Origin of the sequence: Kluyvera ascorbata ATCC 33433 (assembly GCF_000735365.1) — a bacterium.
Taxonomy (GTDB): Bacteria; Pseudomonadota; Gammaproteobacteria; order Enterobacterales; family Enterobacteriaceae; genus Kluyvera; species Kluyvera ascorbata.
The window spans coordinates 37,745-62,278 of the sequence record NZ_JMPL01000003.1 but is presented as its reverse complement, the minus strand read 5'-3'; the positions used below and the strand labels follow the sequence as shown (position 1 = coordinate 62,278).

Below are 24,534 nucleotides of genomic sequence, written 5' to 3'. Positions count from 1 at the left end.
AGAAGTTTCATTGCTACGGAGGCATTGCGAAATTATAATAAAAACCGGTTCTAATTTTTATAAAACAGTTGCGATGAGGTGATAAATGTCAGCAACGGATTTGGACAAACAACCAGATTCTGTCTCTTCGGTACTCAAGGTATTTGGTATCCTGCAGGCACTTGGCGAAGAACGCGAAATTGGTATTACTGAACTGTCGCAACGCGTCATGATGTCAAAAAGCACCGTCTATCGCTTTTTGCAAACCATGAAATCATTGGGATACGTTGCCCAGGAAGGAGAATCCGAAAAGTATTCACTCACGCTGAAGCTGTTTGAGCTAGGTGCGCGTGCCCTGCAGAACGTCGATTTAATCCGCAGTGCGGATATCCAGATGCGCGAACTCTCTCGTCTGACGAAAGAGACCATTCACCTGGGCGCGCTGGATGAAGACAGCATTGTCTACATTCATAAAATCGACTCTATGTACAACCTGCGTATGTACTCTCGCGTAGGTCGCCGGAATCCACTGTACAGCACCGCGATTGGTAAAGTACTGCTGGCATGGCGCGACACGGCTGAGGTTCGTCAGATCCTCGAAGGGGTTGAGTATAAATGCAGCACCGAGCGCACCATTGCGAATACCGATGAACTGATTACCGTTCTGGAGCAGGTACGTAAACAGGGCTGGGGTGAAGATAACGAAGAACAGGAAGAAGGGCTGCGCTGCATCGGCGTACCGGTATTCGATCGTTTTGGCGTGGTGATCGCCGGGTTGAGTATTTCTTTCCCAACGCTGCGTTTTTCTGAAGAACGTCTGCATGAGTATGTGGCGATGCTGCATACCGCAGCGCGTAAAATTTCAGAGCAGATGGGATACAACGATTACCCGTTCTGAGTTTGAAATAAGAAAGCCCGGCGTTGAACCGGGCTTTTTTTACTCATTTTTAACCGTTATCGACCACGCTTGTACTTTTTCTCAGCAGCGGGCAACTAGACCGACCGACCACACCATTGTCACCGTGTAGATAAAATGCGGTGCTATAGCCTTGTGCAGTCAGATACTTACATTGCAGGCCCAGGCCGCCAGCCGTTTTCTGGCTTCCCACCAGTACGCCGTAACCGCTCAGGAGCACCCCGATCGATACGATAACCAGAAAAACGATAGTTCTGATAAACAGGCGCATAAGAATTCCTCTTCTATTATTTCTTTCATGAATACTACGTTACTGCGATAACGGATTGACACAAGTCTCTGATTCCTAAAAGCGGGAGATGCCGTTACAGTTAGCCGCGGTTTAAGGTTAGCATGCTAACCTGGTTGCATCTGAATAAGAATTCATGCGGAGAGTGGAGTGAAAAAGTTTCGGTGGGTATTACTAATACTCGTGATTGCCGCCTGCCTGCTGCTCTGGACACAGATGATCAACGTGATGTGCGATCAGGATGTTCAGTTTTTCAGCGGCATTTGCAGCATTAACCGGTTTATACCCTGGTAAAACATTTTTGCCGGCTATGATTTCCTTCCGTAATGTGAGTGGTAGAATAGATCGTTCCTTTTGAGGTGGTAAAATGAGTGATCTTGTAAGTTCTGGGGCATTAAATCTGGTATCTCTGGCATTTTCCTTCCTGCTGCTGTTAGTCGGTCTGGTGTTGTGGTTCTTTGTGAATCGCGCCAGCTCCCGCGCTAACGAGCAAATTGAACTCCTTGAATCGCTGCTCGATCAGCAAAAGCGCCAGAATGCGCTGCTGCGTCGTTTATGCGAAGCCAATGAGCCGGAAGCGAAGGAAGAAGAGGCACCAAAAGCAGAAGAAGTTGAAGACGAAAGCAAAGATGATTTCATTCGCCTGGTGGCAGAACGATAGTATCTTTAACAGCCAACGCCGGGCAGCCTGATTCAGGCTGCCGGACGCCGCTCGATGCACTGTCCTGGTGCGCTTATTTCCGCTCTCCTTACTCTCAGCCGTTACGCCACATGCCACGCTTATTGCGCAATGGAGAAAGGATATATTTGTCCCCTGTCCAGACGGCCTTATCTATAACGTTATGTTATTATTGCCTATAAATCATTCAATTAATCTATTCCTCACGCAGAGATATTATTGTTCGTATTAACCTTGTACGAAGTGGTTAATTAATCACCCGGTGGGTCAAGCATAATCTGCACCATAATAGCGAAACGTTTTTATTGCTTTGTATTGAAGCAATGTCACGAAACTTTCATTATTTTGGTGCAATATAAGATGTGATTGTGAGTCGTATGCTCATCGTTTGGTCGACGGGTTCGGACAGGGTACTTATAACTGACGGGCTAATCGGCATGCGAAAATGTTATAGCGAAAATAATCTAACGATATAAAAAATTTTTGAGGCGATAAGGTTAATCTGGACGCTGAAAAAAAGTTGGTCTATGTTAAAAATGTCTTACGTTACCGTAAGCTAGGTCACATTTCAGGTCTGCTAACATTCATTAAACACCGCGTTTTGTTGTGGGGAAATGCGCCTCGAGACAACGGAATTGTTGGGATTTGTGCGGCTGATCGAGACACCTTTAAAAATGGCTTGCCATTATTAACGTTGTATGTGATAACACGTTTTGGGTTAAACGAGGTACAGTTCTGTTTATGTATGGCATTATCAGTAAAGAAGTTCTGAGTAAACACGTTGACGTTGAATACCGCTTCTCTGCCGAACCTTATATTAGTGCCGCATGCAGTCATGTCTCAGTTTTATCTATGAAAACGCCTGCGGGCGCAGAAAACACTCTAAGGAATTTTGCAAATGGCAAAGATTAAAGGTCAAGTTAAGTGGTTCAACGAGTCTAAAGGTTTTGGTTTCATTACTCCTGCTGACGGCAGCAAAGATGTATTCGTACATTTCTCTGCAATCCAGGGTAACGGCTTCAAAACTCTGGCTGAAGGTCAGAACGTTGAGTTCGAAATTCAGGACGGCCAGAAAGGCCCAGCGGCTGTTAACGTAACCGCTATCTGATTCGACAATCACTGATCTTGCAGCGCGTTAGCGCGACATTATCAGACATAAAGCCTCGCTAATGCGGGGCTTTATCATTTTATGCCCATCGCTTCACCTTTCTCCTTCGCCTGAATAGCGGTACACTTTCGCCCTTTAAAATAGAGCCGGAGTTGCTATGTCCTACAGTTGTCCGCTTTGCCATGCGCCGTTAGCGCGCAGCGGCAATAGTTATCTTTGCCCGCAGCGTCATCAGTTCGATCGGGCGAAAGAGGGATACGTTAACCTCCTGCCAGTACAGCATAAACGCTCCCGTGACCCCGGTGATAGCGCCGAGATGATGCAGGCGCGTCGCGCCTTTCTTGATGCCGGGCACTATCAGCCGCTTCGCGATACCGTCAGCGCTAAATTACGCGCGATCAAACCCGAACACCTGCTGGATATTGGCTGCGGGGAAGGGTACTACACCCACGCTTTTGCAGATGAAGCACAGGTAACGTGGGGGCTGGACGTGTCGAAAACCGCGATTCGTTATGGTGCGAAGCGCTATCCGCAGGTGGATTTCTGCGTAGCATCCAGTCAACGTCTCCCTTTTGCTGACAACAGCATGGATGCGGTAGTGCGTATTTATGCGCCTTGTAATCCACAAGAGCTGAAGCGGGTGGTGAAACCGGGCGGTTGGGTGATAACCGTAACGCCGGGGCCACGACATCTGGTCGAGCTGAAAGGGCTGATTTATAACGAAGTGCAGCTTCACGCGCCGCATTCAGAAGTGCTGGATGGCTTTACCCTACAAAGCCACGATGCGCTGGCCTATCCAATGCAGTTGACCGGTCAGGAAGCGGTTACGCTTTTGCAGATGACGCCGTTTGCGTGGCGGGCGAAGCCGGAAGTGTGGGAGAAGTTAGCGGAGCAGACACAGTTTGCATGCCAGACGGATTTCGCGATTCACGCCTGGCAAAGAGATGCGGATTAACCCATATAGTGGGCGTAAAGAATCTGCGCACCGATAGCAATCAGCACAATCCCGCCCAAAATTTCGGCCCGTTTGCCAAGCAGCGGGCCGATAAAGCGACCCACCATCATCCCTAAGGTAGACATCAAGAAGGTCGCGCAGCCGATGGCAAACGCGGTTGCGAGAATGTTGACCTGCAGGAAGGCCAGGCCAACGCCGACGGCCATTGCGTCCAGGCTGGTGGCAATGGCGGTGGTCACCAGCAGCCAGAAACCATGACGACGCGGAGTTTCTGCATCATTGTCGTCATCTGTGCCACGGAACCCTTCCAATACCATACGGCCGCCGAGGAACACCAGCAGAACGAAAGCGACCCAGTGGCTCCACTCCATAACGAACTGACTCGCCAGCATGCCAAGACCCCAGCCAATAAGCGGCGTTAGCATTTCAATGATGCCAAAAATGAGGCCAGTACGCAGGGCTTCGGAGAATTTAGGTTTGTGTAGCGTGGCGCCTTTACCAATCGATGCAGCGAACGCATCCATTGACATGCCAAGGGCGAGAAGGATAGTGGCGGTTAAGTTCATGCGAAGGTCCAGACCGGGAAGTTTCCATATGACACATTCCTGCCCCCAGTAATCAGCAGTAAATGCGTCTATGGTCTCGCTTGACTACGATGTAATCCGTACGCACCACGTTTTTCAACGAGTATGTTGACACGTACATTTCCATTTAATGGAAATTAGCTACTCCCCAACGACGGGCGCAACCTTAACATATTTTTAGAATATAAAACAACTCTAAGGCTTGCTTATTTAATCTTTTAATGATAACGATTTTCATTTAGATTTATTGGGTAATCAGGAGGTTAACAAATATGGAGGTATTTTGCGGAATAAACATAGCCAACGCTATAATTGATCTGTTTGAAAATAGCACAGATATAGCGATGGCTATATTTTAACTCATTGAGAATTAACGAGAAGTTTGTAAATCTTTTCCAGGTCGTCAATATTCTTTACGCGGACAAGAAGGCGGCGCTGTTCTAATTGCATAACCAGTACACCATCTTCCGATAAATTCATTTTTTGGATTCGACTGTATTTAATCCATGCATTTGCAAAGAAGAAGCCTTCGGTTTTAAAGATAATTTTCGGGCTACGGATCCAGAACAGATAAAATCCAGTCAGCGCTAGAGCACATAATAACCATGTGGTGATTAATTCACCGTGGTTATTCACATTGTTGTAAACCAGGATAACGATCAGTACAACGAAGATAACGCTGTCGACACGGCCAGCGCGCAGCAGCGGAACGGACAGCAGAGTGGTGCCATGACGGCGGGGCATGATGAACTGGTCGTAGATGGCAAATGCCAGCATTGCAATGATAAAGAGAACCAGTACCAGATCCGTGATTGTCATTAAGCCTCCAGATAAAAAAAACCGGGGGCAGGGCCCCCGGCATACTACAGATATTACAGACCCAGCAGGCCGACAGCGTAGCCTGCGATACCAATGACGAAGAAGCCAATGATGATCCACAGGGCGTTAACTTTCTTACGCAGCAGCCACATACAGGCGAAGGTCAGCAGCAGCGGTACCAGACCCGGCATCAGCTGATCCAGGATGGTCTGCACGGTGGTAACACGAGTCTGACCATCCTGACCGGTGATGGTCGAAACCACCAGCGGGATGTTCACGTGCGTCCACTTGTTAACCAATGCCCCCATGACAAACAGGCCGAGGATTGACGCCCCCTCAGTCAGTTTCTGCAGGAAGCCGCCGCCCATATCCTTAACGATGTCGATCCCTTTCTGGTAGCCGTAAGCCACGCCGTAGTAACGGGTCAGCAGACGTACTGCGTTGAAGAGGATGAAGAACAGCAGTGGCCCAAGCAGGCTGCCGCTCATCGCGATACCGGCACCCAGTGCCGCGAATACCGGACGTACGGTACCCCAGAAGATTGGGTCACCCACGCCTGCCAGCGGCCCCATCAGACCAACTTTGATACCGTTGATAGCACCATCGTCGATCTCTGCGCCGTTCGCACGCTGCTCTTCCATCGCCAGCGTTACGCCGAGTACCGGCGCTGCTACGTATGGATGGGTGTTAAAGAATTCCAGGTGACGCTTGATGGCCTGTTTACGCGCATCGTTGTTCTCTGGGTACAGACGACGAATCGCTGGAACCATAGAGAAGCAGAAGCCCAGCGCCTGCATACGTTCGAAGTTCCATGAACCCTGGAACAGGTTAGAACGAATGAACACGCCACGAATATCACTCGGTGTGAGTTTTTTCTCGGTGGTGGTAGTTTTAGTCATATCAACCATTTCGCTCACCTGTTAGTCCAGTTCGTTATCAAGATCGTTATTACCAGCAGCCTGAACTGGCGCACCGGCTACGCGGTTATATTTCGGGCTCAGCTGAATGTAGAGGATGGCCATAACTGCACCAATCACACCCAGAGCAACCAGGTTGAAGTTAGTAAACGCCGCGGTAACGAAGCCGAGATAGAAGAACGGCATCAGGTAGCCTGCGCGCATCATGTTGATGACCATCGCATAACCAACTACCACAATCATACCACCGGCGATGTTCAGACCGCTGGTGACCACTTCTGGCAGGGCGTTCAACAGGCCCTGAACTTCACTGGTGCCTACGGATACGGCAACGATAACCGCTGGGATAGCGATACGCATTGCTTGCAGGAACAGGGAAGAGACGTGCAGCCACGAGATGGCCGTCAGGTTACCGTTTTCCGCCGCTTTATCCGCCGCGTGCTGGAAGGCAACGGTGATAGTACGAACGATGATGGTCAGAACCTGGCCTGCTGCTGCCAGTGGAATCGCCAGAGCGATACCTGCACCAATGCTTTGGTGACCGGCAATAACCAGAACGGTTGAAATAATTGAGGCCAATGCGGCATCTGGTGCTACTGCTGCACCGATGTTCATCCAGCCCAGCGCGATCATTTCAAGGGTACCACCGATGATAATACCGGTTTTCATGTCCCCAAGAACGGCACCGATTAGCGTACAGGCCACCAGCGGACGGTGGAACTGAAATTCATCAAGTACCGACTCCATACCCGCGATACATGCGACGATGAACACCAGCACAATCTGAAGAGTGGTAATCTCCATTGTACTTCTCCTATTGCTTATACAGACTTAAGTGTGAAAGCTAAAAAACGTTGCCCGAGCGGTTATTTATCCGCTTTGGCAATCAGATCCATCATTTTCAGTTTCTGATCGGTGGAGACCTTACGGGCTTCCAGCTCAATACCGCGGGCATTCAGTTTCTTGAAGGCTTCGATATCTTTTTCATCAACGGAAATCGCGTTGTTGACCTGGGTTTTGCCCTGACGGAATGCCATGCCACCAATGTTTACGCTGGTCAGTTTCACGCCGCCTTCGACGATACGTTCAACGTCGGTCGGGTTGGTGAACAGCAGCATCACACGATCGCCTGCATATTTCGGGTTGTTGTAAACGCGGATCATTTTGGCGACATCGACAACGTGTGCCGTTACGCCTGGAGGAGCAACCTGAGTCAGCAGGGTTTTACGCACGGTATCGGCGGCAACTTCATCGCTGACGACAATGATGCGGGTGACGTTGGTCTCTTTGGTCCAACGGGTCGCAACCTGGCCGTGAATCAGACGGTCATCGATACGCGCCAGACCGATGGTCATGTAGTCGTTCGGGCCCATTGGTTTCGCCGGAGCGGCGGCTTTCGGTGCAGCAGGAGCCGCAACCGGAGCAGCTTTCTCGACAGGTTTGGCTTTCAGCGCTTTCACGCCTTCGCTACCGGTTTCCACCGCCAGCGCAACCAGCTCGTCAAAGCTTGGGTTATCGTCACGCGCCATGAAGGTTTCGACCAGCATCGGTACGTTGACGCCCGCAATCACTTCATAGTTTTCTTTATCAACAACAATGCGGCTTGCCGCGTTGAATGGGCTACCGCCCCAGGTGTCAACAAGGAACAACACGCCTTTGCTGGTATCAAGCTTAGCCAGTTGCGCATTGTATTTTTCGATTAACGTGTCTGCATTCTCGCCAGGCACGAAATCGATCCAGCCAACATTGTCCTGCTCGCCCAACAGCATTTCTGCCGTTTTCAGCAGTTGTTCTGCTGCCCAACCATGTGTGCCTATTACAATAGCAATCGTCACTTGCTACCTCCTTTATTATCGTGTGTATCAGTAGGGCTGATACATTCATGAGTCGACACGTTACCGAATCGATTCAGACAAGGGTTAGAGACAAAAAATAAATAACTACCGAGAATTATTTTAGACAGTGAAAGAATAATTAATGTGATGAAGATCCGTAATTTAGTTAAAGAGCCGCAATTATTTTGTGGTGCAAAAAATTACCTTACATTTTGCAAAGACTCGTAAATCTCTGCCAAAATGTCATTTGTTTTTGCTATGTTAATGCTTCGTTTAATCACACAGGAGTATAGGGCATCAGCCCGATGTATGGATCGTCACCGACGCCTTTTTGCACACGTTCGCTTTTGCGACGCACTTCCCGGCCTTTCGCGCCACGCTTTTCTATCGTCTGGTATCGTCTCGCTTAAACATGACATAGCGATGACTCGTCTCGTCTCTCGTTGGAGTGGTTTATGGAATTGCTAATGGACCCGTCAATCTGGGCTGGATTATTGACGCTTGTCGTTCTGGAAATCGTTCTCGGTATTGATAACCTGGTGTTTATCGCCATTCTTGCCGATAAATTGCCACCAAAACAACGAGATAAAGCGCGTCTGATTGGCCTGTCGCTCGCGTTAGTGATGCGTCTGGGATTGCTTTCCGTCATCTCATGGATGGTCACGCTGACCGCGCCGCTCTTCAGCGTATGGGGGCAGACGTTCTCCGGACGAGACCTTATTATGTTGGTCGGGGGTCTATTCCTGCTGTTTAAAGCGACGACCGAGCTGCACGAACGGCTGGAAAACCGCCAGCACGATTCCGGGCACGGTAAAGGCTATTCCAGCTTCTGGGTTGTGGTGGCGCAGATTGTCGTACTGGATGCCGTCTTCTCGCTTGATGCGGTGATTACCGCGGTCGGGATGGTGAACCATCTTCCGGTGATGATGGCGGCAGTCGTGATTGCGATGGGCGTGATGCTGCTGGCCTCGAAGCCGTTGACGAATTTCGTCAACCAGCACCCAACGGTGGTGGTGCTGTGTCTGAGCTTCCTGCTGATGATTGGTCTGAGCCTGGTTGCCGAAGGCTTCGGCTTCCATATTCCGAAAGGCTATCTGTACGCGGCGATTGGCTTCTCGATTATTATTGAGCTGTTCAACCAGATTGCCCGTCGTAACTTTATTCGCCACCAGTCGACGCTGCCGTTACGTGCGCGTACGGCAGATGCCATTTTGCGCCTCATGGGCAACCGTAAGCAGGTGAATGCGGCAAATGACGAAGGTCAACAGCCGACGATGCCGGTGCCGGAAGGCGCGTTCGTGGAAGAAGAACGCTATATGATTAACGGCGTTCTGACGCTGGCCTCTCGTTCGCTGCGCAGCATTATGACCCCGCGTGGGGAAATTAGCTGGGTGGATGCGGACCTGAGTACCGAAGAAATCCGCCAGCAGCTGCTGTCATCGCCACACAGCCTGTTCCCGGTGTGTCGGGGTGAGCTGGATGAAATCGTCGGCATCGTGCGTGCTAAAGAGCTGCTGGTGGCGCTGGAAGCGGGTGAAGACGTCCTGGCGATAGCCTCGGCAACACCGGCGATTATCGTCCCGGACACGCTGGATCCTATCAACCTGCTGGGCGTACTGCGTCGGGCGCGCGGAAGCTTCGTTATCGTGACCAACGAGTTTGGTGTGGTACAGGGGCTGGTCACGCCGCTGGACGTGCTGGAAGCGATTGCCGGTGAATTCCCGGACGCTGACGAAACGCCGGAAATTGTGGCGGATGGCGACGGCTGGCTGGTGAAGGGCACCACCGACCTGCACGCGTTCCAGCATGCATTGGGGCTGGATAACCTGGTGGATGATGATATCGCGACGGTGGCGGGGCTGGTGATTGCCGTCAACGGGCAGATCCCTCATGTTGGCGATGTGATTGAACTGCCATCGTTGCACATCACGATTACGGCGGCCAATAACTATCGTGTCGATCAGATTCGCGTGGTGAAGCTGGCTTCACCACACGACGAAGACGAATAAGGTAGTTGAGTAATCCCGGCGGCGCTTTGCCTGGCGGGACTACGAGAAGAAGTGACTTTGGGGAACTCCCGGGTCACTTCGTTCACTCGGGCTACGATATCTGCGAATTCAATTTGTTATGCGTCGCCAGCCACTCGGGAAATGCCTCCAGCGGCATCGGCTGCGCATAGAGATACCCTTGCAACAAATGCACGCCGTGCTGCTGCAAATAGAGCGCTTGCGCTTGGGTCTCGACCCCTTCAGCAACCAGCTCGATATTCAACCGCTGACCCAGCGCGATAATGATATCCGTCACCGCCGAGTTCACCGCATCGGTGCCAATGGCGCTGGTAAAAGATTTATCAATTTTCAGGATGTCTGGATGCAGCATTTCAAGCCAGGAAAGCGAACTGTTGCCGGTGCCAAAATCATCGATCGCCAGTTTAATCTGATGGTTCCCCAGCTCGCTGCGTAACGGGTAGCTCACGTCATTCAGCGCGTCACGCTCGGTGAGTTCTACAGTCAGTTGCTGTACGGGGTTTACGTTGAACCAATTCTGCTTTAAATCTTTCAACAATTTGCCGTTTTTAAAGTGCGGAGCCGCAACGTTGATGCCTATCTGAAAATCGCTATCCTGAGGGAACAAATGCAGACGCTGCGCCGTTTCGCTGATGACGTAGCGGGTCAGCGGAATAATCAGGTTTTGCGTTTCGGCAATGGGTATAAAGACGTCCGGCGCGACCCAGCCGACGCGCGGATTGTTCCAGCGCAGCAGGATCTCCACGCCGATACAGCGCTGTGCGCGAGCATCCATTTGCGGCTGGCAATAAAGGCCGAACTCTTTACCAGCGATGCCCATGTTAATTTCCCGGGAAAAGCTCAGTCGACCAGCGGTCGCAAGCCAGGCAATCCACGTAAACAGAACGCTCATGATAAGCGCCAGCGGCAGGTCGGTGACCAGATTAGTGAGCGCAAGCCGGTTCGGGCCTGGACTTAGCGCCGCGACGCTAAACGGGAAGGCAGTTGAAGCACGTAGATACACCTGATTGCCTGTGCTGTCTAACTGCCCGGTTATCCCAATATCGTGCTGATAATGCTGGTCAGCGACGTTCAGGCTAACGTGCGTTATCAGCGGTGGGGCGGACTCAAGGATGATATTGCTGATTAAATCAATGTTGATGGAGACCATCACGCCATCCTGACCATCCGCCGATGCAGGAAACCACTGGACAAGGATAGGGCTGCCTATCATTAAGGAATGATCGGTTGTGAGCAGGAGCAATGGATTTTTAGTTGGCAACTGCGGCTGAAGTGAATGGACGTCGATATTGCGTGAACCCAGCGCGCTGGAGCAATAAAGCTTGCCCGATTTAACCAGCGCAATAGAGCGTACCGTTTGCAGCATGACGGCCAGTTTACGCAGCGGCAGATGAATGGCCTCACACGGCTGTCCGACCAGGGCGAGCATCTCTGCACGTTGTGTTTTTAGCGGTTGTAGGATTCGGTTGAGACGGTCGACGGAGTGGGCCGTGAGAGCATCAATCTGATGCTGATTTATGCTGTGCTGCGAAATAAATCGTATTCCTAGTGTCAACGCAAAAGCACAGAGCGCGACAATCACACAGACGGCGATTCGCTTATGAAGGTAGAGCCTGATAATTCCTTGTGCTGATTGCATATCCGCTGCTCGTCGCGCTTTGAGTGGTTATGAAAATAGCAGTGACAACAGAGCAAGTGTAGTGGGTAGCGAAAATAGTGAGAAAAAATAGGCAAATAAATCGCCTACCCGTATTAGGGGTAGGCGAAATAACGTATTAGTCGCACTGAACCTTAATAGCCAGACCACCACGCGACGTTTCGCGATATTTGGCGTTCATGTCTTTACCGGTTTCGTACATGGTTTCAATAACCTTGTCGAGGGAAACGCGCGGCTCGCTGGTACGACGCATCGCCATACGTGCGGCGTTAATCGCTTTGACCGAGGCAATGGCGTTACGCTCAATGCACGGCACCTGAACCTGGCCTGCAACCGGGTCACAGGTCAGACCGAGGTTATGCTCCATACCAATTTCCGCCGCGACGCACACCTGCTCTGGGCTGGCACCCAGCAGCTCAGCCAGGCCGGCTGCCGCCATCGAACAGGCTACGCCCACTTCACCCTGGCAACCCACTTCCGCGCCGGAGATAGAGGCGTTCATCTTATACAGCGCGCCAATGGCACCGGAGGCCAGGAAGTAGCGAATATAGATATCCGGGCTAACGGACTCGATAAAGTGATCGTAATAGGCCAGTACCGCCGGAACGATACCGCAGGCGCCGTTGGTCGGTGCTGTGACCACGCGGCCACCGGCGGCGTTCTCTTCGTTTACCGCCAGCGCGAACATGTTCACCCAGTCGATGACGTTCATCGGGTCGCTGGAGAGCTTATCGCTGGAAACCAGCATACGGCGCAGCGCGGAAGCACGACGCGGTACGCGCAGCGGACCCGGCAGCACGCCTTCGGTATTCATGCCGCGGTCAATACAGGCGCGCATGGTCTGCCAAACGTTCTCGAAGTAGTCTTCAATCTCTTTCTTGCTGTGCAGCGCCAGTTCGTTCTGCATCACCATGCCAGAGAGCGACAGGCCGGTCTCTTTACAGTAGTTGAGCATTTCGGTCGCTGAAGCAAACGGGTAAGGCACCTGCACTTCGCCGCTGTCCGCTTTGCCAAAATGCTCTGCGTCGACGATAAAACCGCCGCCGATAGAATAATAGGTTTTGCTGTAGAGCTCGGCGTCACCTGCCCAAGCGGTTATCTGCATGCCGTTTTCGTGCAGCGGCAGATTACCGTTATGGAAGCGCATGCCGTTATCGGCCGGGAAATCGACCTCAACGCGGCCAAGCGCTAGCAGCAGACGGCCGCGTGCTTCAACGTCACGAATAAATGCCGGGATGGCATCAATATCGACGGTATCCGGCTGGTTGCCCGCCAGACCCATAATAATCGCGATATCGGTATGGTGGCCCTTACCGGTGAGGGACAGTGAACCATAGACGTCGACGGCAACGCGCGTCACGTCATCAATCAGTCCCTTTTCGACCAGGTCATCGACGAACTGTTTGCCAGCCTTCATCGGCCCTACAGTATGGGAAGATGAGGGACCAATCCCCACCTTAAACATGTCGAATATACTAATCACTTTAACACTCCTGACAGGGTTGCCGCGTTGTTGCGGCAACGATGTAATAACTGCGCATAGTGTATGAGGGAACCTGAAACTCAGCTGAACTATTCACATGAATTTAATTAATGTGTAGCGTTGATTTTACTAATGCTGAAATGCCGGTTTTCAGGGTAAGTATAGTCAGGGTTTTAGGCCCACCTGTAGCGCCAGCTCACGAATAATGCCGGCGGTCATGCCCCAGACAAAATAGTGCTGATACCACGAAAGCCAAACGCGATGCTCATTGCCACGGCGGTGAATATCGAGCGGGTGATAACGCCCCAGACGTAGCGCTTCGGCAAGCGGCATTTCAAACACCGACGCCACTTCATCTTCGCTGGCGTGATAGTGCAGATCCGGCGGGATCACCCCGAGCACCGGCGTAACCTGAAAGCCGGTCACGCTGTCGACCGGCGGCAGCACGCCGATGATATCCACGCACTCCGGAGGAATGGCGACCTCTTCCTGCGCTTCACGCAGTGCGGCGGCAATCAGCGAGGCATCGGTGCTGTCTACGGCACCGCCGGGGAAGGCCACCTGGCCGGGGTGTTTGCGCAAACGCGCCGAGCGCTGGGTCAGCAGCAGGCCCGGCTCGGGGCGGCGAACAATGGGCACCAGTACCGCCGCCTGTCTGGCGTTTAATGCTGCCCGCGCGGTCTGCGGGCGAAGCAGCTGAAAGCGGGAGAGGAAGTCATCCAGGTTCAGCGCGGGCTCTTGCATTGTCAGGACTCCAGTTGTTGAAGGATTCTATTCACTTTATCAAATGTTTCCTGATATTCCGCATCTTCGTCGCTATCGGCGACCAGGCCGCCGCCCGCCGAGCAGTAAAGCGTGCCGTCCGAGGCCGTTACCGTGCGAATGGTGATGCTGGTATCCATGTTGCCACAGGCGCTGACATAGCCGATGCTGCCGCACCAGGCGTTACGGCGGTGGGGCTCCAGTTCGTCGATAATCTCCATTGCGCGAACTTTTGGCGCACCGGTAATTGAGCCGCCGGGAAACGCGGCGCGCAGCAGATCGGTAGCGTGCAGCGTCGCTGGCAGCTGCGCGGTGATGGTGCTCACCAGATGATGTACCGCCGGGAACGGTTCAACGACGAACAGCTCCGGCACGCGAACACTTCCCGGGACAGCGACGCGCCCAATGTCGTTGCGCATCAGGTCGACAATCATCAGGTTTTCTGCACGATCTTTCGGCGAGTTGGCCAGCCGCTGGGCCTGCTCGGCGTCAGCCTCTGGCGAGCCCAGACGCGGCAGGGTGCCTTTAATCGGCCGAGTCTGAATGCAGCCCTGCTCGAGCTGAATAAAACGTTCGGGAGAAAGGCTAAGAATAGCGCTCTCCTCAAGACGTAAAAACGCGCTAAACGGCGCACGATTCGCACGGTTGAGTTCCACAAAGGCCGCCCATTCGTCGCCGCGATAGCGCGCCTGAAAACGCTGGGCGAGGTTCACCTGATAGCAGTCGCCGCTGTGCAGATAGGCCTGCACCTGGCGAAACTTCTCGCCGTATTGCTCGCGGGTCATGTTCGACTGCCAGCCAGAGGTGAGGGCGAAAGGCTCGGCGACAGGGGCAACCTGTTGTTCCAGCCAGCGTAAGCGGGCCTGAATATCGCCGTGGCAGAGCAGCGTTACCGTCTGGCGTTGATGATCCACAATCAGCGCCCAGTCATAAAGCCCAACGGCCATATCCGGCACGCTCACATCCTGCCGCGCCTGGTCGGGCAGCTTTTCAAAGCGACGGCCCAAATCATAACCAAAAAGACCAACCGCACCGCCAGTAAACGGAATGTCGGCGAGGGGAGCGGTCGAGATGTTAAGCCGTTCAATGGCCTGCTGCAGCAGCGCGAGCGGGCAGTCACCGGAGGCCTGTGTTTGCCCTGCACGGGTGATGAGGGTGCTATCGCCACGGGTTACCAGGGTCTGGCAAGGGTCGGCCACCACGATATCGTAACGGCTGTGCGGGTGGTCCGCGAAGCCTGAGTGCAGCATCATCGCCCAGGGCGATGCGTTTAACGGGGCAAAGTAGTGTTCGGCGGCATCCTGTCGCCAGGGAAGCGTCATCGTTGAAGGGGGTAACATTGTTTCTCTGTCCAGCCTTGTTGCACTGCCACTGGCGAATGTTCGGGCAGCATGAAATAATACGCGCTCACAATGTAGCAGGAGTAAATGATGTTTGCAGGATTACCTTCACTGAGCCATGAGCAGCAGCAAAAAGCCGTTGAGCGCATTCAGGAACTGATGTCGCAGGGCATGGCTAGCGGCCAGGCGATTGCGCTGGTGGCCGAGGAGCTGCGTGCTACCCATACTGGCGAGCGTATTGTCGCGCGTTTTGAGGATGAAGACGAAGACGAATAACGTCATGTCCATTCGTACAATACCGCTGCTGCTGGCGCTGATGGCCGTGCCTTTCGTGGCAGCAGCGGGCAGTTCGTGTCGCCTGACGGACCCCAATCTCACGCTACAAAGCTATACCGCCGATCCCCAGCACGAACGCATTGCCATGTACTGGCTAAAAGCCAACGGTAAAGACTACGGTTCGCTGCGCGCGCTGCTGTCTGACATTAACGGCGACGGTCGCGTGCGCATGGCGATGAACGGCGGCATCTACGATAAAGCCTACGCCCCCCTTGGGCTGTATATTGAAAACGGCCAGCAGAAGGTGGCGGTGAACCGGGCGTCCGGCGGCGGAAACTTCTTTATCAAACCCGGCGGTGTTTTCTACGTTAAGGGCGACCGTGCGGGGATAGTCAGCGTCGACAAACTGAAATCGACGAAAGGCATGGACTACGCGGTGCAGTCCGGCCCGATGCTGATTGAAAACGGCGTGATTAACTGGCGGCTGAAACCGTCGGCAAGTTCACGCAAACTGCGCAACGGTGTCGGGATCACCACGCAGGGCAAGGTCGTGTTTATGCTGAGCGAGCGGGAAACCAACTTCTATGATTTCGCCTGCTATGCGAAATCGCGCCTGAACGTGCGGCAAATGCTCTATCTCGACGGCACCATCTCAAAGATGTACCAGCAGGGGGGCAGTCTCCCCTGGCAGTACCATCCTTTCGTCACCATGATAACCGTGGAAACACGCGAGTAGCCCGGACGAGGCGCATCGCGCCGACTCCGGGGACTTATCCTCGCATATTATCGCTCGCCCGGTTACGCACCTAAGCCAACAAATAGCTTAACCCCATAAACGCCGCCATTCCCGCAATCACCGTCGCAAACAGGCTGCGGCTCAGCGCGCCAATCAGCGTGGCTACCGCGGCCGCCAGCAGTGAAATGCTGATTCCACTGCCGGTTAACGCCGGTTTTCCCACCAGTTCAGCGGCGATAATGGCCGACATAATCGCCGCAGGAATAAAGCTCAGCCACTGCTGCAACGCAGGCGGCATACGAAAACGCGACAGCAGCAGTACCGGCACCACGCGCATTAGCGCGGTTACCCCCGCCGAAAACACAATCGCCAACAGAATATTACGCTCCATCCTGATGCTCCTTTTGCTTAGCAAATTGCATTCCTAGCGTTGCCAGCGTCGCGGCAACTGACGCGGCGACAATCACCACCAGGCTGGTATCGGTATGCCCAGACATGAGCAGCGTAATGATCACTGCCACCGCGATGCTGAAAGACTCCAGCAGCTTACGACGGCTGGCAAACCACAGCATCAGCACCAGGCCGATAAACATCGACACCAGGCTAAAGCTCAATCCTTCCATCAAGGCTTCCGGCAGCGCTGACGCCAGCCCCGCGCCAATCACGCAGGCCAGGATCCAGTTCAGCCATGCCGCAACGTTCAGGCCAAACATCCACGCAAAGGACACCTTATTCTGCTCGCCCGCGCGCTGTATCGCGACGCCAAACGTTTCATCGGTCAGCAGCAGACCGCTGACGATTTTCTGTAACGTTGTCTGCTCACGAAAATAGACGCTCATTGCCGAACTCATCAGCAGATAGCGCAGGTTGACCAGCAGCACGCTGAGCACCACTGAGGCGACTTCCGCGCCTGCCGCCCAAAGCGAATAAAAAAGAAACTGCGCCGATCCGGCGTAGAGCAGGCTTGCCAATAGCGCCGTTTGCAGGGTAGTAAAACCGGAAAGGGTACCGATGGCACCGGCGGCGAAACCAATACTCCAGTAGCCTGGAATGGTGGGGAAGCAGGCGATTACCCCGGCGCGAAACTGTGCCCTGGCCTCATTGCGTGGTGAGGCGGCGGTGTGAGTTAACATCCATCTGTCCTGTGGTTTGTATGTCGGTCTGACGATGGGCACGAGTGCACCATCTTTTATAAGAAAATCGTATGTATCAGAACAAACAGCATATTACAGGTTTGATGTCGGAGGATAAAAAAATCCACGCGGGGGCGTGGATTTTAGAGGCGATGCCAGAACGTCGGATTAGCTTTCGCGTTTCGCCATCATCACCGCGAGGTCGACGAGACGGTTGGAGAATCCCCATTCGTTGTCATACCAGGCCAGGATTTTAACCATATTGCCGCCAATCACCAGCGTTGACAGACCGTCAATAATGGAAGAGCGCGGGTCGCCCTGGTAATCGCTTGAAACCAGCGGCTCATCGCTATAGCCGAGGATCCCTTTCAGCGGACCTGCCGCGGCGGCCTCACGGAACGCATTGTTCACCTCTTCAACGGTGACATCACGCTCAAGGGTTACGGTCAGGTCGACGATGGAAACCACCGGTACCGGTACGCGCAGCGAATACCCGGTTAAGCGTCCGTCCAGTTCGGGAATGACTTTACCCAACGCTTTCGCCGCACCGCTGGAGTAAGGCACGATTGACAGCGCAGCAGCGCGCGCGCCTCGCAGGTCTTTCTCTGGCTGATCGTGCAGTGCCTGGCTATTGGTGTAGGCGTGGGTAGTGTTCATCAGACCATGTTTGATACCAAAGTGCTGATGCAAAACCTGCGCGGCAGGCGCCAGCCCGTTGGTGGTGCAGCTACCGTTGCTGACGACAACGTGTTTGTCCGGGGAATAGAGTCCGTCATTCACGCCCATCACGATGGTCAAATCCTCGTTTTTGCCGGGGGCCGAGATAATCACGCGTTTTGCGCCACCGCTGTGGATATGCACCGCCGCCTTGTCGCGTTCGGTAAAGAAGCCGGTGGCTTCAATGACGATGTCGACCTGTTCCTGGCGCCACGGAATGTTGGCCGGGTCGCGTTCGCTAAACACTCTGATGGGCTTGCCGTCGACCACCAGCCGTCCTTCATCGGCGGAGACCTCCGCGGCGAGGGTGCCGAGCAGTGAGTCGTGTTTCAGCAGGTGCGCCAGCGTTTTGCTATCCGTCAGATCGTTAATCGCCACAATCTGCATATCCGGGTTGCCCAGCGCCGCGCGCAGTACGTTACGTCCGATTCGGCCAAAACCGTTAATACCGACCTTTACCATGATCAACTCCTTATCTGTTGTCTCTGGCATTACTGTAGGCCGGTGGCTATTTGGCGTAAATGACAAAAAAGGATCACTTTACGCCATTTTGCGGCAGTGGAACCGCTGGCGATATTCTCCCGGTGTCAGGTGAAGCTGTTTTTCAAACATACGACGCAGATTAATGCTGTTGCCAAAGCCGGTTTGCTGGGCAATTCTCTCCAGCGTGTCGTTGGTCTGCTCTAGTCTTTGTCGTGCGGCGGCCAGACGGGCTTCAGCCACATAACGTGCCGGGGAGGCACCGGTTTCCCGGGTGAAGACGCGGGTGAAATTGCGTGGGCTCATGGCCACTTTTTCCGCCAGTTTCTCCACGCCAAGGTCGTCGGTGAGATTATCAAGGAGCCAGGCCAGCAGGTCGTTAATGGGGCCAAGCGTGCTGGTTTGTTGAAGGTGGTAGCGGCTAAACTGCAGCTGGCTGCCGGGGCGATGCAGGTACATCACAAAATCCTGGGCGATATCGCGCGCCAGGCTGAAGCCGTAGTCCTCTTCAACCAGCGCCAGCGTCAGGTCAAAACCGGAGCTGACGCCGCCGGAGGTCCAGATATTGTCGTCCTGCACATACAGCGGCCCGCCTTCCACGCGTACCTGAGGATATTCTGCTTGCAGGGTTTCCAGCAGCTTCCAGTGGGTGGTGGCGCGCCTGCCGTTCAGCAGCCCGCTCTGTGCGAGCAGCATCGCGCCGCCGCAGATAGAGGCGATACGGCGAGTATGTGGGGCGGCAAGACGTAGCCAGTCGACGACGGCAATCCCTTCCTGCGGATTCTGCCCCCTGCCGGTAATGATGATGGTATCAAGAGGTTCCCGCGGGTCTATCTCGTGGAGGCGATGATCGGCCAGCAGATTTAAACCCGACTGGCCGTGGATCACCTGATGCGGTTGAGTGGTTGCCAGCTGGACCTGGTAGCAGGGAGCGGTGGCGTTTTCTGGATGCAGACGGTTTGCCTGCATCAGGATGTCGGCAATACCAGCGGATTCGAACAGCATGCCGCCATCGGGGACGATAATCAGGATTTTCTTCATGTCCTGAAAAGTAGTCTTTTTACAGAATAAGTCAACAGGAGGCGACGGTTCAAAAACAGCTGTTCTGGGTGATAGGCTTGCCAACCGCTACCACGTTATTGGTTTTGGGGTCGACGTTTAGCACCACTGAGCGAATTTGCGGGCAGATAACCTCCATGCTCTGTTTACTGCATTCCAGCTGTAGCCAGCGATGCTGAACGCCATCCTCGGTCTGGACGTGATTCAACGCGGGAGCGGGACTACAGATGAAGCCGTTTTCAGCCACTCTGGCCTTTGCGGCGTTCATACTCAGGCCAACGACATGCAGCGCGTCAACCTCTTTGGCATGCGTACTGTCTGATACACGAGTCAACATGCAGCCAGACAGCGAAGCGGTGAGAAGGAGTAACGGCGCAATGCGCAGGAAGGCGAAGTATTGAGTGAGCATCCGGCAATCTTTGTGGGGTGACATCATCATTCACCGTAACGGGTTATCGGGGTGTTACGGCACGCTATCATTGAATCATAGACAATGAAAACCACGCTGCGCCGTTTTTGTACCCGAGGAATTCAGCTATTGACTGCTTTGTGCGGTTTCGCCTGCGCGGCATTATCAAGTCGTCGGATAGCGGGCACCAGGCTCGCGCATACTGTTGCCACAACCACCGCGACCGCCGATACCATCAGCACATGACTGCTGCCAAAACGCATGGCCAACGGGCCAGCAACCAACTCGCCGAATGGGATAGCCACAAAGGAACCTACCGCATCGTAGGCATACACGCGCGCCAGCTTTTCTGGCGGAATATGCGTCTGCAATGAGTGCGCCCAGGAAACACCGAAGAGGCCGAAAGCCACGCCGGTAACAAAGAAAGCGACAATCAACCACGATGCGCTGACAGCCTGGCTCAGCATAAAAATCGGCACCGCGCAGAGGACAACCAACATCACGCCAATGAAGAGATCCCGGCGCGGACGCCAGCGCAGCGCGAGGAAGGTACCGGCGATAAGCCCAATGCTTTGCGCCGCGACGATCATGCCCCAGCGCGCGCGACCAAAAGAGGCGTCCGCAATGGCGGGACCGAGCACCATCACCACGCCGCTGAACGCCGCATTGACGATGGTGAACTGCACGACGATAGACCATACCCAGGAACGGCTGGCGAACTCTGTCCAGCCTTCTTTTAAATCCTGCAAGATATTGCTTTGCGACTCGCTTGCTTTGATGGCGCTGACCCGAATCAGGGAGTAGAGCGGGGCGGCGGCGGCGAAGCCAAGCGCATCAATCGCCAGTCCCCAGCCGGGCCCCACCGAGCTTGCCAGCACACCGCCCAATGAGGCGCCAATAACCGTCCCGCTATAGACGCCAAGCTGAATCAGGGCGTTGGCTTCACGCAGGTTTTGGGCGGGCACCGTTTGAGGAACCAGCGCAGACGACGCCGGTAGAGCAATGCCCGCCGCCGCGCCGTTCAGCGCACCGAGGAGCGCAAGGCTGATGACGGTGGCGGAGCCATCCAGCACCGACCACGCGACAATCCCCTGGGAAATGGCGGCCACAACGGAGGAGTAGACCAGCACGCGGCTGCGTGAATAACGGTCGGCCAGCACGCCGCCGAGCAGCAGAAACGCGACGTTAAAAATCGAACGTGACGCGACGACAATGCCTAAATCGGAGACCGAACCGCCGATATCAAGCACCGCAAAAGCCAGCGCAATTGGGGCAATGCCGTTGCCAAGAACGGTCAGTAAACGCGCCGTAAAAAGATGGCGAAAAACGGGGAAATGCCAGGCTCGAATTTTTTTATTATGCGTCGTCATTGTCGCGGCAACTTCTGGTCTGAAGAATGGGTAAGAGCAAGAGGTCGCAACAGAGTATCGGCAGGTTCAGCGGGGGTAAAGCGGCAGCGCTAAAAAAATCCACGCCGCGACGTGGATTTAGCATGATGCGGTATTCGATATTAATTCAACCTGACCGGCATGCCTGAACGCATCGCCAGCGCCTGTTTGAGAACGGGCTGCTGGATATCCGCCGCCGCTAACGTGGCGTTGAGGGATGCCGGTATCACCGTTGCTTTTGCGGTGCTGGCACCCGATTCAGATAACGGGCTGTGCACTTCGATGTAGCGCGCGCCGTCAGGTTCAACGCTGGCTTTTACAGGCTGATTAACAAACTCAACGCGGGTGCCAACGGGAACTTCGCTAAAGAGTTTTTTCAGATCGTCGGCCCGTAAACGCACGCAGCCGTGGCTGACGCGCAGACCAATACCAAAATTCGCATTGGTGCCATGAATGGCAAACTGATTGCCAATATACATGGCATACAGCCCCATTGGGTTATCCGGCCCCGCGGGGACGACCGCTGGCAGGATATTCCCTTCGGCGGCAAATTCAGCACGCTCGTTCGGGGTTGGTGTCCAGGTCGGCCCGACCTTTTTCTGTTTCACTGAAGTGACCCAGTGTTCTGGGGTATCGTGGCCAATCTGACCGATGCCGACCGGGTAGATTTCAACCGTACCACTGCCCGCGGGGTAGTAGTAAAGGCGCATTTCAGCGGTATTTATGACGATTCCCTGATGGACGGTGTCAGGTAAAAGCGTCCGTGACGGGAAAGTCAGGACGGTACCCGGTGCAGGTAAATACACATCCACGCCGGGGTTCGCATCCAGCAGGTTACTCATACCGATATGATGCTTTGCCGCGTAGGTCTCCAGCGGCGATTTTTGCCCCTGCGGGACTTGTTCGTATTGGTTGCTGCCGACCAGACTGCCGCCCCCGTTGGGCAGTGGGTAGGTGAGCGCAAATGCGGGCGAGACGCTGAAGGAAATGACCAGTGATACCAGTAATGTGTTAACTTTCATTTGGTTGAATTGTACGACAAATTAGCGTGTCATTGATTGTACTCGCCTGGTATCTGCAACTCCATTGTTTTCGGCGGATAGGGTTACGTACCTCGCCGGCTTGGAATTCATGGGGAGCGGATAGGTAGTTTTAAACGGAAGTCGCCAACCGGCGGCGCAAGTGCCGTTAGACACCGCCGGATGATGGCCGGTGACTCTGCGCTATTTGCGCGAACAGCAGGCTATATAGTTTAGCTGGTGGCGGTTGCGGCGAAAGAAGCGAAACATGCCCAAAAAGCGCGTCCGATTCTCGCGGGTGCGCAAACCGTTAAACAGAATTTTTGCGGCGCGTGCCAGCCCCTCGTCGCGAATCATTCCGGCGGGGGACATCAGAGACATCGCGCCGTGGTGGGTGTCGACCGAGCGGAAACCGCTATCGAGAAAGAGCGTTTTCCACGCCGCCTGGGTCATCGGGCTGACGTTGGATTTCACTATCTCTTCCAGCTGCGCTTGCCCCCGGGTTTCCAGCCGCTCCTGGGTAAACATAATGTCATGCGTCAGCAGGCGGCCGCCCGGTTTAAGCACGCGATAGTACTCGTCGATAAGCCGGGTTTTAGCCTTGTCCACATACATGGTTAGCATGGCTTCGTTGATCACCACGTCGAAAGTCTCATCCGCAAAAGGAAGCTTTGTTGCGTTGGCTTCCATGACCGTAATGTTCTCTCCAAGGCCAGCGGCGGCGATATTTTCACGTGCTTTAGCGAGCGCGTTTTTATCCATATCGACGGCATAGATAGTGCAGCCAAAACGCTGGGCCAGCTCGATAGAAGTGGTGCCCATATTGCAGGCGACTTCCAGAACGGTGCTGTCCGGTGACAGCGCGGACTGATTAAAGAGCCATTCAGTGGCATCAACGCCACCGGGACGCAGCCGGGTTTTCCCCAGACTTGCTAAAAAGGTGTGACCGGCTTTTTCACTTGCGCTCATGGTTTGCTCCTGCCAATAAGATTCATTTAAAATGCAACTTATCATATTTGCAAGTTAATGAGAACTATTTGCATTGATGAGCATTCCAGCCGGTCTTACCTTTGTGACGTCCACGTTCAGGGCGCGAGGCGATTAAACCAGTGTTACCATTTCATTTCACCGGTATTCACCTTGGCGCTGAGTTCGAGCGAGCTTTCATCCGCCAGGTTCGGGTAGGCCGCTTTCATCGTCTTGATAACGTCGGCAGATCCTTTGTGGTTTGCCAGCGCCTGCTCGAACGTTTGCAGATAGCGGTGGGTAAAGGTGATGGCCGCGTCTTTTGCCGGGCGCTCACCGAGATAGTGACCCGGAATAACCTGCTGAGGTTTCAGCGACTGCATTTCGCTTAATACCGTCATCCAACCCTGGCGAATGGCGGGAGTCTGGGTATCGGCGGTCCAGACGTGAATGCCGGACGCAATACCGGTTCCGCCCAGAATGGCCTTGTTTGCGGGGATCCACACATAGGCGGCATAGTCACCAGAATGCTTGAGTTCCAGCGGCTCGCCGTCAACGGTGAAACGCGTCACCTTGGTCGCCTGCGGCACGGTGATTGTTGTTGGCGCACCGTCCTTCATCTGCGGGCCCCAGAAGGCCAGCTTGGCATCCTTGGTGGCCTTGATATGTGCCACGACCGATGGCGAAGCGACGACGCTGACGCCCGGGAATGCTTTCACCAGCGGCTCAAGCCCAAAATAGAAGTCGGGGTCGCCAGAGGTAATCACGATCGTTTTTAACGTCTTACCACTGGCTTTGATCATCTCTACCAGTTTTTCGCCATCTTTGACGCTGAACTGGGCATCAACCAACACTGCTTCTTTCGGGCCAGAGACCAGCGTGGAGGATACCGGGAAAATGCCTTTTTCCTGTGGATTGTAGACTTCCAGGTGCAGCGGGGCGGCAAATACGGGGGCCGCTGCCAGTGACAAGGCCAGCGTGAGTGATTTCATGTTCATAGG

27 protein-coding genes, 1 pseudogene and 1 riboswitch are annotated in these 24,534 nt (G+C 54.0%); of the genes and pseudogenes, 9 read left to right on the top strand and 19 right to left on the bottom strand.

Annotated elements, in window-relative coordinates; translation table 11 throughout:
- Positions 1 to 85: 85 nt before the first annotated feature.
- Positions 86 to 877, top strand: coding sequence for a DNA-binding transcriptional regulator KdgR (gene kdgR, locus GKAS_RS01575; RefSeq protein ID WP_035891649.1), 792 nt, complete (start codon positions 86 to 88; stop codon positions 875 to 877).
- Between the two features lie 49 nt (positions 878 to 926).
- On the opposite strand, the gene GKAS_RS01570 is transcribed toward kdgR, so the two are convergent.
- Entirely contained in the window at positions 927 to 1,166 is a 240-nt protein-coding gene (locus tag GKAS_RS01570) for a YobH family protein (protein WP_035891647.1), read from the bottom strand.
- A 168-nt stretch (positions 1,167 to 1,334) separates the two neighbouring features.
- Between GKAS_RS01570 and mgrB the strand changes: the two genes are divergently transcribed.
- The 5 genes and pseudogenes from mgrB to rlmA all read left to right on the top strand — a co-directional run bounded on the left by mgrB (position 1,335) and on the right by rlmA (position 3,926).
- Positions 1,335 to 1,478: a PhoP/PhoQ regulatory lipoprotein MgrB gene (mgrB, locus tag GKAS_RS01565; protein WP_035891646.1), complete on the top strand. Its 144-nt coding sequence runs from the start codon at positions 1,335 to 1,337 to the stop codon at positions 1,476 to 1,478.
- A gap of 73 nt (positions 1,479 to 1,551) precedes the next feature.
- A complete protein-coding gene (locus GKAS_RS01560; RefSeq protein ID WP_035891643.1) occupies positions 1,552 to 1,845 on the top strand; it encodes a YebO family protein in 294 nt (97 codons plus the stop codon).
- 759 nt (positions 1,846 to 2,604) lie between these two features.
- Positions 2,605 to 2,749 (top strand): annotated as a pseudogene (locus GKAS_RS23540) (DUF2627 domain-containing protein).
- 12 nt (positions 2,750 to 2,761) lie between these two features.
- Positions 2,762 to 2,971 carry a transcription antiterminator/RNA stability regulator CspE gene (gene cspE / locus GKAS_RS01555; RefSeq protein ID WP_001062678.1) on the top strand — a complete coding sequence of 70 codons (210 nt, stop codon included), beginning with the start codon at positions 2,762 to 2,764 and terminating at the stop codon, positions 2,969 to 2,971.
- 157 nt (positions 2,972 to 3,128) lie between these two features.
- Complete coding sequence (gene rlmA, locus GKAS_RS01550) at positions 3,129 to 3,926, top strand: 23S rRNA (guanine(745)-N(1))-methyltransferase (RefSeq protein WP_035891641.1); 798 nt, start codon at positions 3,129 to 3,131, stop codon at positions 3,924 to 3,926.
- On the opposite strand, the gene mntP is transcribed toward rlmA, so the two are convergent.
- The 5 genes from mntP to manX all read right to left on the bottom strand — a co-directional run bounded on the left by mntP (position 3,923) and on the right by manX (position 8,081).
- A complete protein-coding gene (gene mntP / locus GKAS_RS01545) occupies positions 3,923 to 4,492 on the bottom strand; it encodes a manganese efflux pump MntP (protein WP_035891640.1) in 570 nt (189 codons plus the stop codon). The genes rlmA and mntP overlap by 4 nt on opposite strands.
- Before the next feature lie 17 nt (positions 4,493 to 4,509).
- A riboswitch (yybP-ykoY riboswitch) is annotated at positions 4,510 to 4,672 on the bottom strand.
- A gap of 198 nt (positions 4,673 to 4,870) precedes the next feature.
- Positions 4,871 to 5,329, bottom strand: coding sequence for a DUF986 family protein (locus GKAS_RS01540; protein WP_035891639.1), 459 nt, complete (start codon positions 5,327 to 5,329; stop codon positions 4,871 to 4,873).
- A 53-nt stretch (positions 5,330 to 5,382) separates the two neighbouring features.
- Positions 5,383 to 6,237 (bottom strand): PTS mannose transporter subunit IID, encoded by an 855-nt coding sequence (locus tag GKAS_RS01535; protein ID WP_035891638.1) that lies wholly within the window; start codon positions 6,235 to 6,237, stop codon positions 5,383 to 5,385.
- Between the two features lie 12 nt (positions 6,238 to 6,249).
- Positions 6,250 to 7,050, bottom strand: a complete 801-nt coding sequence (locus tag GKAS_RS01530; RefSeq protein ID WP_035891636.1) for a PTS mannose/fructose/sorbose transporter subunit IIC — start codon at positions 7,048 to 7,050, stop codon at positions 6,250 to 6,252.
- 62 nt (positions 7,051 to 7,112) lie between these two features.
- On the bottom strand, positions 7,113 to 8,081 hold the full coding sequence (gene manX, locus GKAS_RS01525) for a PTS mannose transporter subunit IIAB (RefSeq protein WP_035891635.1): 969 nt from the start codon (positions 8,079 to 8,081) through the stop codon (positions 7,113 to 7,115).
- A 455-nt stretch (positions 8,082 to 8,536) separates the two neighbouring features.
- Here manX and yoaE point away from each other — a divergent pair, with 455 nt between their 5' ends.
- The gene (gene yoaE, locus GKAS_RS01520; RefSeq protein WP_035891634.1) at positions 8,537 to 10,090 is read left to right on the top strand and encodes a CNNM family cation transport protein YoaE; all 1,554 of its coding nucleotides are present in this window, start codon (positions 8,537 to 8,539) and stop codon (positions 10,088 to 10,090) included.
- 91 nt (positions 10,091 to 10,181) lie between these two features.
- Here the strand turns inward: yoaE and GKAS_RS01515 are convergent, their stop codons facing one another.
- From GKAS_RS01515 to pabB, 4 genes are all read right to left on the bottom strand, one after another.
- Entirely contained in the window at positions 10,182 to 11,747 is a 1,566-nt protein-coding gene (locus GKAS_RS01515; RefSeq protein WP_035891631.1) for an EAL domain-containing protein, read from the bottom strand.
- A 136-nt stretch (positions 11,748 to 11,883) separates the two neighbouring features.
- Positions 11,884 to 13,248: an L-serine ammonia-lyase gene (sdaA, locus tag GKAS_RS01510; protein WP_035891630.1), complete on the bottom strand. Its 1,365-nt coding sequence runs from the start codon at positions 13,246 to 13,248 to the stop codon at positions 11,884 to 11,886.
- Positions 13,249 to 13,413: 165 nt separating this feature from the next.
- Complete coding sequence (locus GKAS_RS01505) at positions 13,414 to 13,992, bottom strand: CoA pyrophosphatase (RefSeq protein ID WP_035891628.1); 579 nt, start codon at positions 13,990 to 13,992, stop codon at positions 13,414 to 13,416.
- Positions 13,993 to 13,994: 2 nt separating this feature from the next.
- Positions 13,995 to 15,350, bottom strand: coding sequence for an aminodeoxychorismate synthase component 1 (gene pabB / locus GKAS_RS01500; RefSeq protein WP_035891626.1), 1,356 nt, complete (start codon positions 15,348 to 15,350; stop codon positions 13,995 to 13,997).
- A 90-nt stretch (positions 15,351 to 15,440) separates the two neighbouring features.
- Here pabB and GKAS_RS01495 point away from each other — a divergent pair, with 90 nt between their 5' ends.
- A complete protein-coding gene (locus GKAS_RS01495) occupies positions 15,441 to 15,626 on the top strand; it encodes a YoaH family protein (protein ID WP_035891624.1) in 186 nt (61 codons plus the stop codon).
- A gap of 40 nt (positions 15,627 to 15,666) precedes the next feature.
- Positions 15,667 to 16,362 carry a phosphodiester glycosidase family protein gene (locus GKAS_RS01490; protein WP_373995158.1) on the top strand — a complete coding sequence of 232 codons (696 nt, stop codon included), beginning with the start codon at positions 15,667 to 15,669 and terminating at the stop codon, positions 16,360 to 16,362.
- A gap of 70 nt (positions 16,363 to 16,432) precedes the next feature.
- Here the strand turns inward: GKAS_RS01490 and GKAS_RS01485 are convergent, their stop codons facing one another.
- The 9 genes from GKAS_RS01485 to GKAS_RS01445 form a co-directional block, all read right to left on the bottom strand.
- On the bottom strand, positions 16,433 to 16,753 hold the full coding sequence (locus GKAS_RS01485) for an AzlD domain-containing protein (RefSeq protein ID WP_035891621.1): 321 nt from the start codon (positions 16,751 to 16,753) through the stop codon (positions 16,433 to 16,435).
- Positions 16,743 to 17,495, bottom strand: coding sequence for an AzlC family ABC transporter permease (locus GKAS_RS01480; protein WP_035891619.1), 753 nt, complete (start codon positions 17,493 to 17,495; stop codon positions 16,743 to 16,745). Before GKAS_RS01480 ends, GKAS_RS01485 begins: the two co-directional genes overlap by 11 nt.
- Before the next feature lie 168 nt (positions 17,496 to 17,663).
- Entirely contained in the window at positions 17,664 to 18,674 is a 1,011-nt protein-coding gene (gene gap / locus GKAS_RS01475) for a type I glyceraldehyde-3-phosphate dehydrogenase (protein WP_035891618.1), read from the bottom strand.
- A gap of 78 nt (positions 18,675 to 18,752) precedes the next feature.
- Positions 18,753 to 19,733 (bottom strand): GlxA family transcriptional regulator, encoded by a 981-nt coding sequence (locus GKAS_RS01470; RefSeq protein WP_035891617.1) that lies wholly within the window; start codon positions 19,731 to 19,733, stop codon positions 18,753 to 18,755.
- A 49-nt stretch (positions 19,734 to 19,782) separates the two neighbouring features.
- The gene (locus GKAS_RS01465; protein ID WP_035891614.1) at positions 19,783 to 20,160 is read right to left on the bottom strand and encodes a hypothetical protein; all 378 of its coding nucleotides are present in this window, start codon (positions 20,158 to 20,160) and stop codon (positions 19,783 to 19,785) included.
- A gap of 122 nt (positions 20,161 to 20,282) precedes the next feature.
- Positions 20,283 to 21,530 carry an MFS transporter gene (locus GKAS_RS01460; RefSeq protein WP_035891612.1) on the bottom strand — a complete coding sequence of 416 codons (1,248 nt, stop codon included), beginning with the start codon at positions 21,528 to 21,530 and terminating at the stop codon, positions 20,283 to 20,285.
- A 140-nt stretch (positions 21,531 to 21,670) separates the two neighbouring features.
- Positions 21,671 to 22,570 carry a L,D-transpeptidase family protein gene (locus GKAS_RS01455; RefSeq protein ID WP_035891610.1) on the bottom strand — a complete coding sequence of 300 codons (900 nt, stop codon included), beginning with the start codon at positions 22,568 to 22,570 and terminating at the stop codon, positions 21,671 to 21,673.
- A 201-nt stretch (positions 22,571 to 22,771) separates the two neighbouring features.
- Positions 22,772 to 23,536, bottom strand: coding sequence for a class I SAM-dependent methyltransferase (locus GKAS_RS01450; RefSeq protein WP_035891608.1), 765 nt, complete (start codon positions 23,534 to 23,536; stop codon positions 22,772 to 22,774).
- A gap of 143 nt (positions 23,537 to 23,679) precedes the next feature.
- Entirely contained in the window at positions 23,680 to 24,531 is an 852-nt protein-coding gene (locus tag GKAS_RS01445) for a Vmh family MBL fold metallo-hydrolase (protein WP_035891606.1), read from the bottom strand.
- Positions 24,532 to 24,534: the final 3 nt, after the last annotated feature.

Bases quoted from the DNA above. Each gene is read 5' to 3' on its own strand.
- GKAS_RS01560 (WP_035891643.1), top strand. From the start codon at position 1,552: ATGAGTGATCTTGTAAGTTCTGGGGCATTAAATCTGGTATCTCTGGCA.
- GKAS_RS01490 (WP_373995158.1), top strand. From the start codon at position 15,667: ATGGCCGTGCCTTTCGTGGCAGCAGCGGGCAGTTCGTGTCGCCTGACG.
- GKAS_RS01535 (WP_035891638.1), bottom strand. From the start codon at position 6,237: ATGGTTGATATGACTAAAACTACCACCACCGAGAAAAAACTCACACCG.
- GKAS_RS01570 (WP_035891647.1), bottom strand. From the start codon at position 1,166: ATGCGCCTGTTTATCAGAACTATCGTTTTTCTGGTTATCGTATCGATC.
- kdgR (WP_035891649.1), top strand. From the start codon at position 86: ATGTCAGCAACGGATTTGGACAAACAACCAGATTCTGTCTCTTCGGTA.
- cspE (WP_001062678.1), top strand. From the start codon at position 2,762: ATGGCAAAGATTAAAGGTCAAGTTAAGTGGTTCAACGAGTCTAAAGGT.
- mntP (WP_035891640.1), bottom strand. From the start codon at position 4,492: ATGAACTTAACCGCCACTATCCTTCTCGCCCTTGGCATGTCAATGGAT.
- GKAS_RS01480 (WP_035891619.1), bottom strand. From the start codon at position 17,495: ATGTTAACTCACACCGCCGCCTCACCACGCAATGAGGCCAGGGCACAG.
- GKAS_RS01460 (WP_035891612.1), bottom strand. From the start codon at position 21,530: ATGACGACGCATAATAAAAAAATTCGAGCCTGGCATTTCCCCGTTTTT.
- GKAS_RS01495 (WP_035891624.1), top strand. From the start codon at position 15,441: ATGTTTGCAGGATTACCTTCACTGAGCCATGAGCAGCAGCAAAAAGCC.
- gap (WP_035891618.1), bottom strand. From the start codon at position 18,674: ATGGTAAAGGTCGGTATTAACGGTTTTGGCCGAATCGGACGTAACGTA.
- GKAS_RS01530 (WP_035891636.1), bottom strand. From the start codon at position 7,050: ATGGAGATTACCACTCTTCAGATTGTGCTGGTGTTCATCGTCGCATGT.
- GKAS_RS01540 (WP_035891639.1), bottom strand. From the start codon at position 5,329: ATGACAATCACGGATCTGGTACTGGTTCTCTTTATCATTGCAATGCTG.
- yoaE (WP_035891634.1), top strand. From the start codon at position 8,537: ATGGAATTGCTAATGGACCCGTCAATCTGGGCTGGATTATTGACGCTT.
- GKAS_RS01470 (WP_035891617.1), bottom strand. From the start codon at position 19,733: ATGAAGAAAATCCTGATTATCGTCCCCGATGGCGGCATGCTGTTCGAA.
- pabB (WP_035891626.1), bottom strand. From the start codon at position 15,350: ATGTTACCCCCTTCAACGATGACGCTTCCCTGGCGACAGGATGCCGCC.
- GKAS_RS01450 (WP_035891608.1), bottom strand. From the start codon at position 23,536: ATGAGCGCAAGTGAAAAAGCCGGTCACACCTTTTTAGCAAGTCTGGGG.
- GKAS_RS01455 (WP_035891610.1), bottom strand. From the start codon at position 22,570: ATGAAAGTTAACACATTACTGGTATCACTGGTCATTTCCTTCAGCGTC.
- GKAS_RS01515 (WP_035891631.1), bottom strand. From the start codon at position 11,747: ATGCAATCAGCACAAGGAATTATCAGGCTCTACCTTCATAAGCGAATC.
- GKAS_RS01485 (WP_035891621.1), bottom strand. From the start codon at position 16,753: ATGGAGCGTAATATTCTGTTGGCGATTGTGTTTTCGGCGGGGGTAACC.
- GKAS_RS01445 (WP_035891606.1), bottom strand. From the start codon at position 24,531: ATGAACATGAAATCACTCACGCTGGCCTTGTCACTGGCAGCGGCCCCC.
- rlmA (WP_035891641.1), top strand. From the start codon at position 3,129: ATGTCCTACAGTTGTCCGCTTTGCCATGCGCCGTTAGCGCGCAGCGGC.
- GKAS_RS01505 (WP_035891628.1), bottom strand. From the start codon at position 13,992: ATGCAAGAGCCCGCGCTGAACCTGGATGACTTCCTCTCCCGCTTTCAG.
- GKAS_RS01465 (WP_035891614.1), bottom strand. From the start codon at position 20,160: ATGCTCACTCAATACTTCGCCTTCCTGCGCATTGCGCCGTTACTCCTT.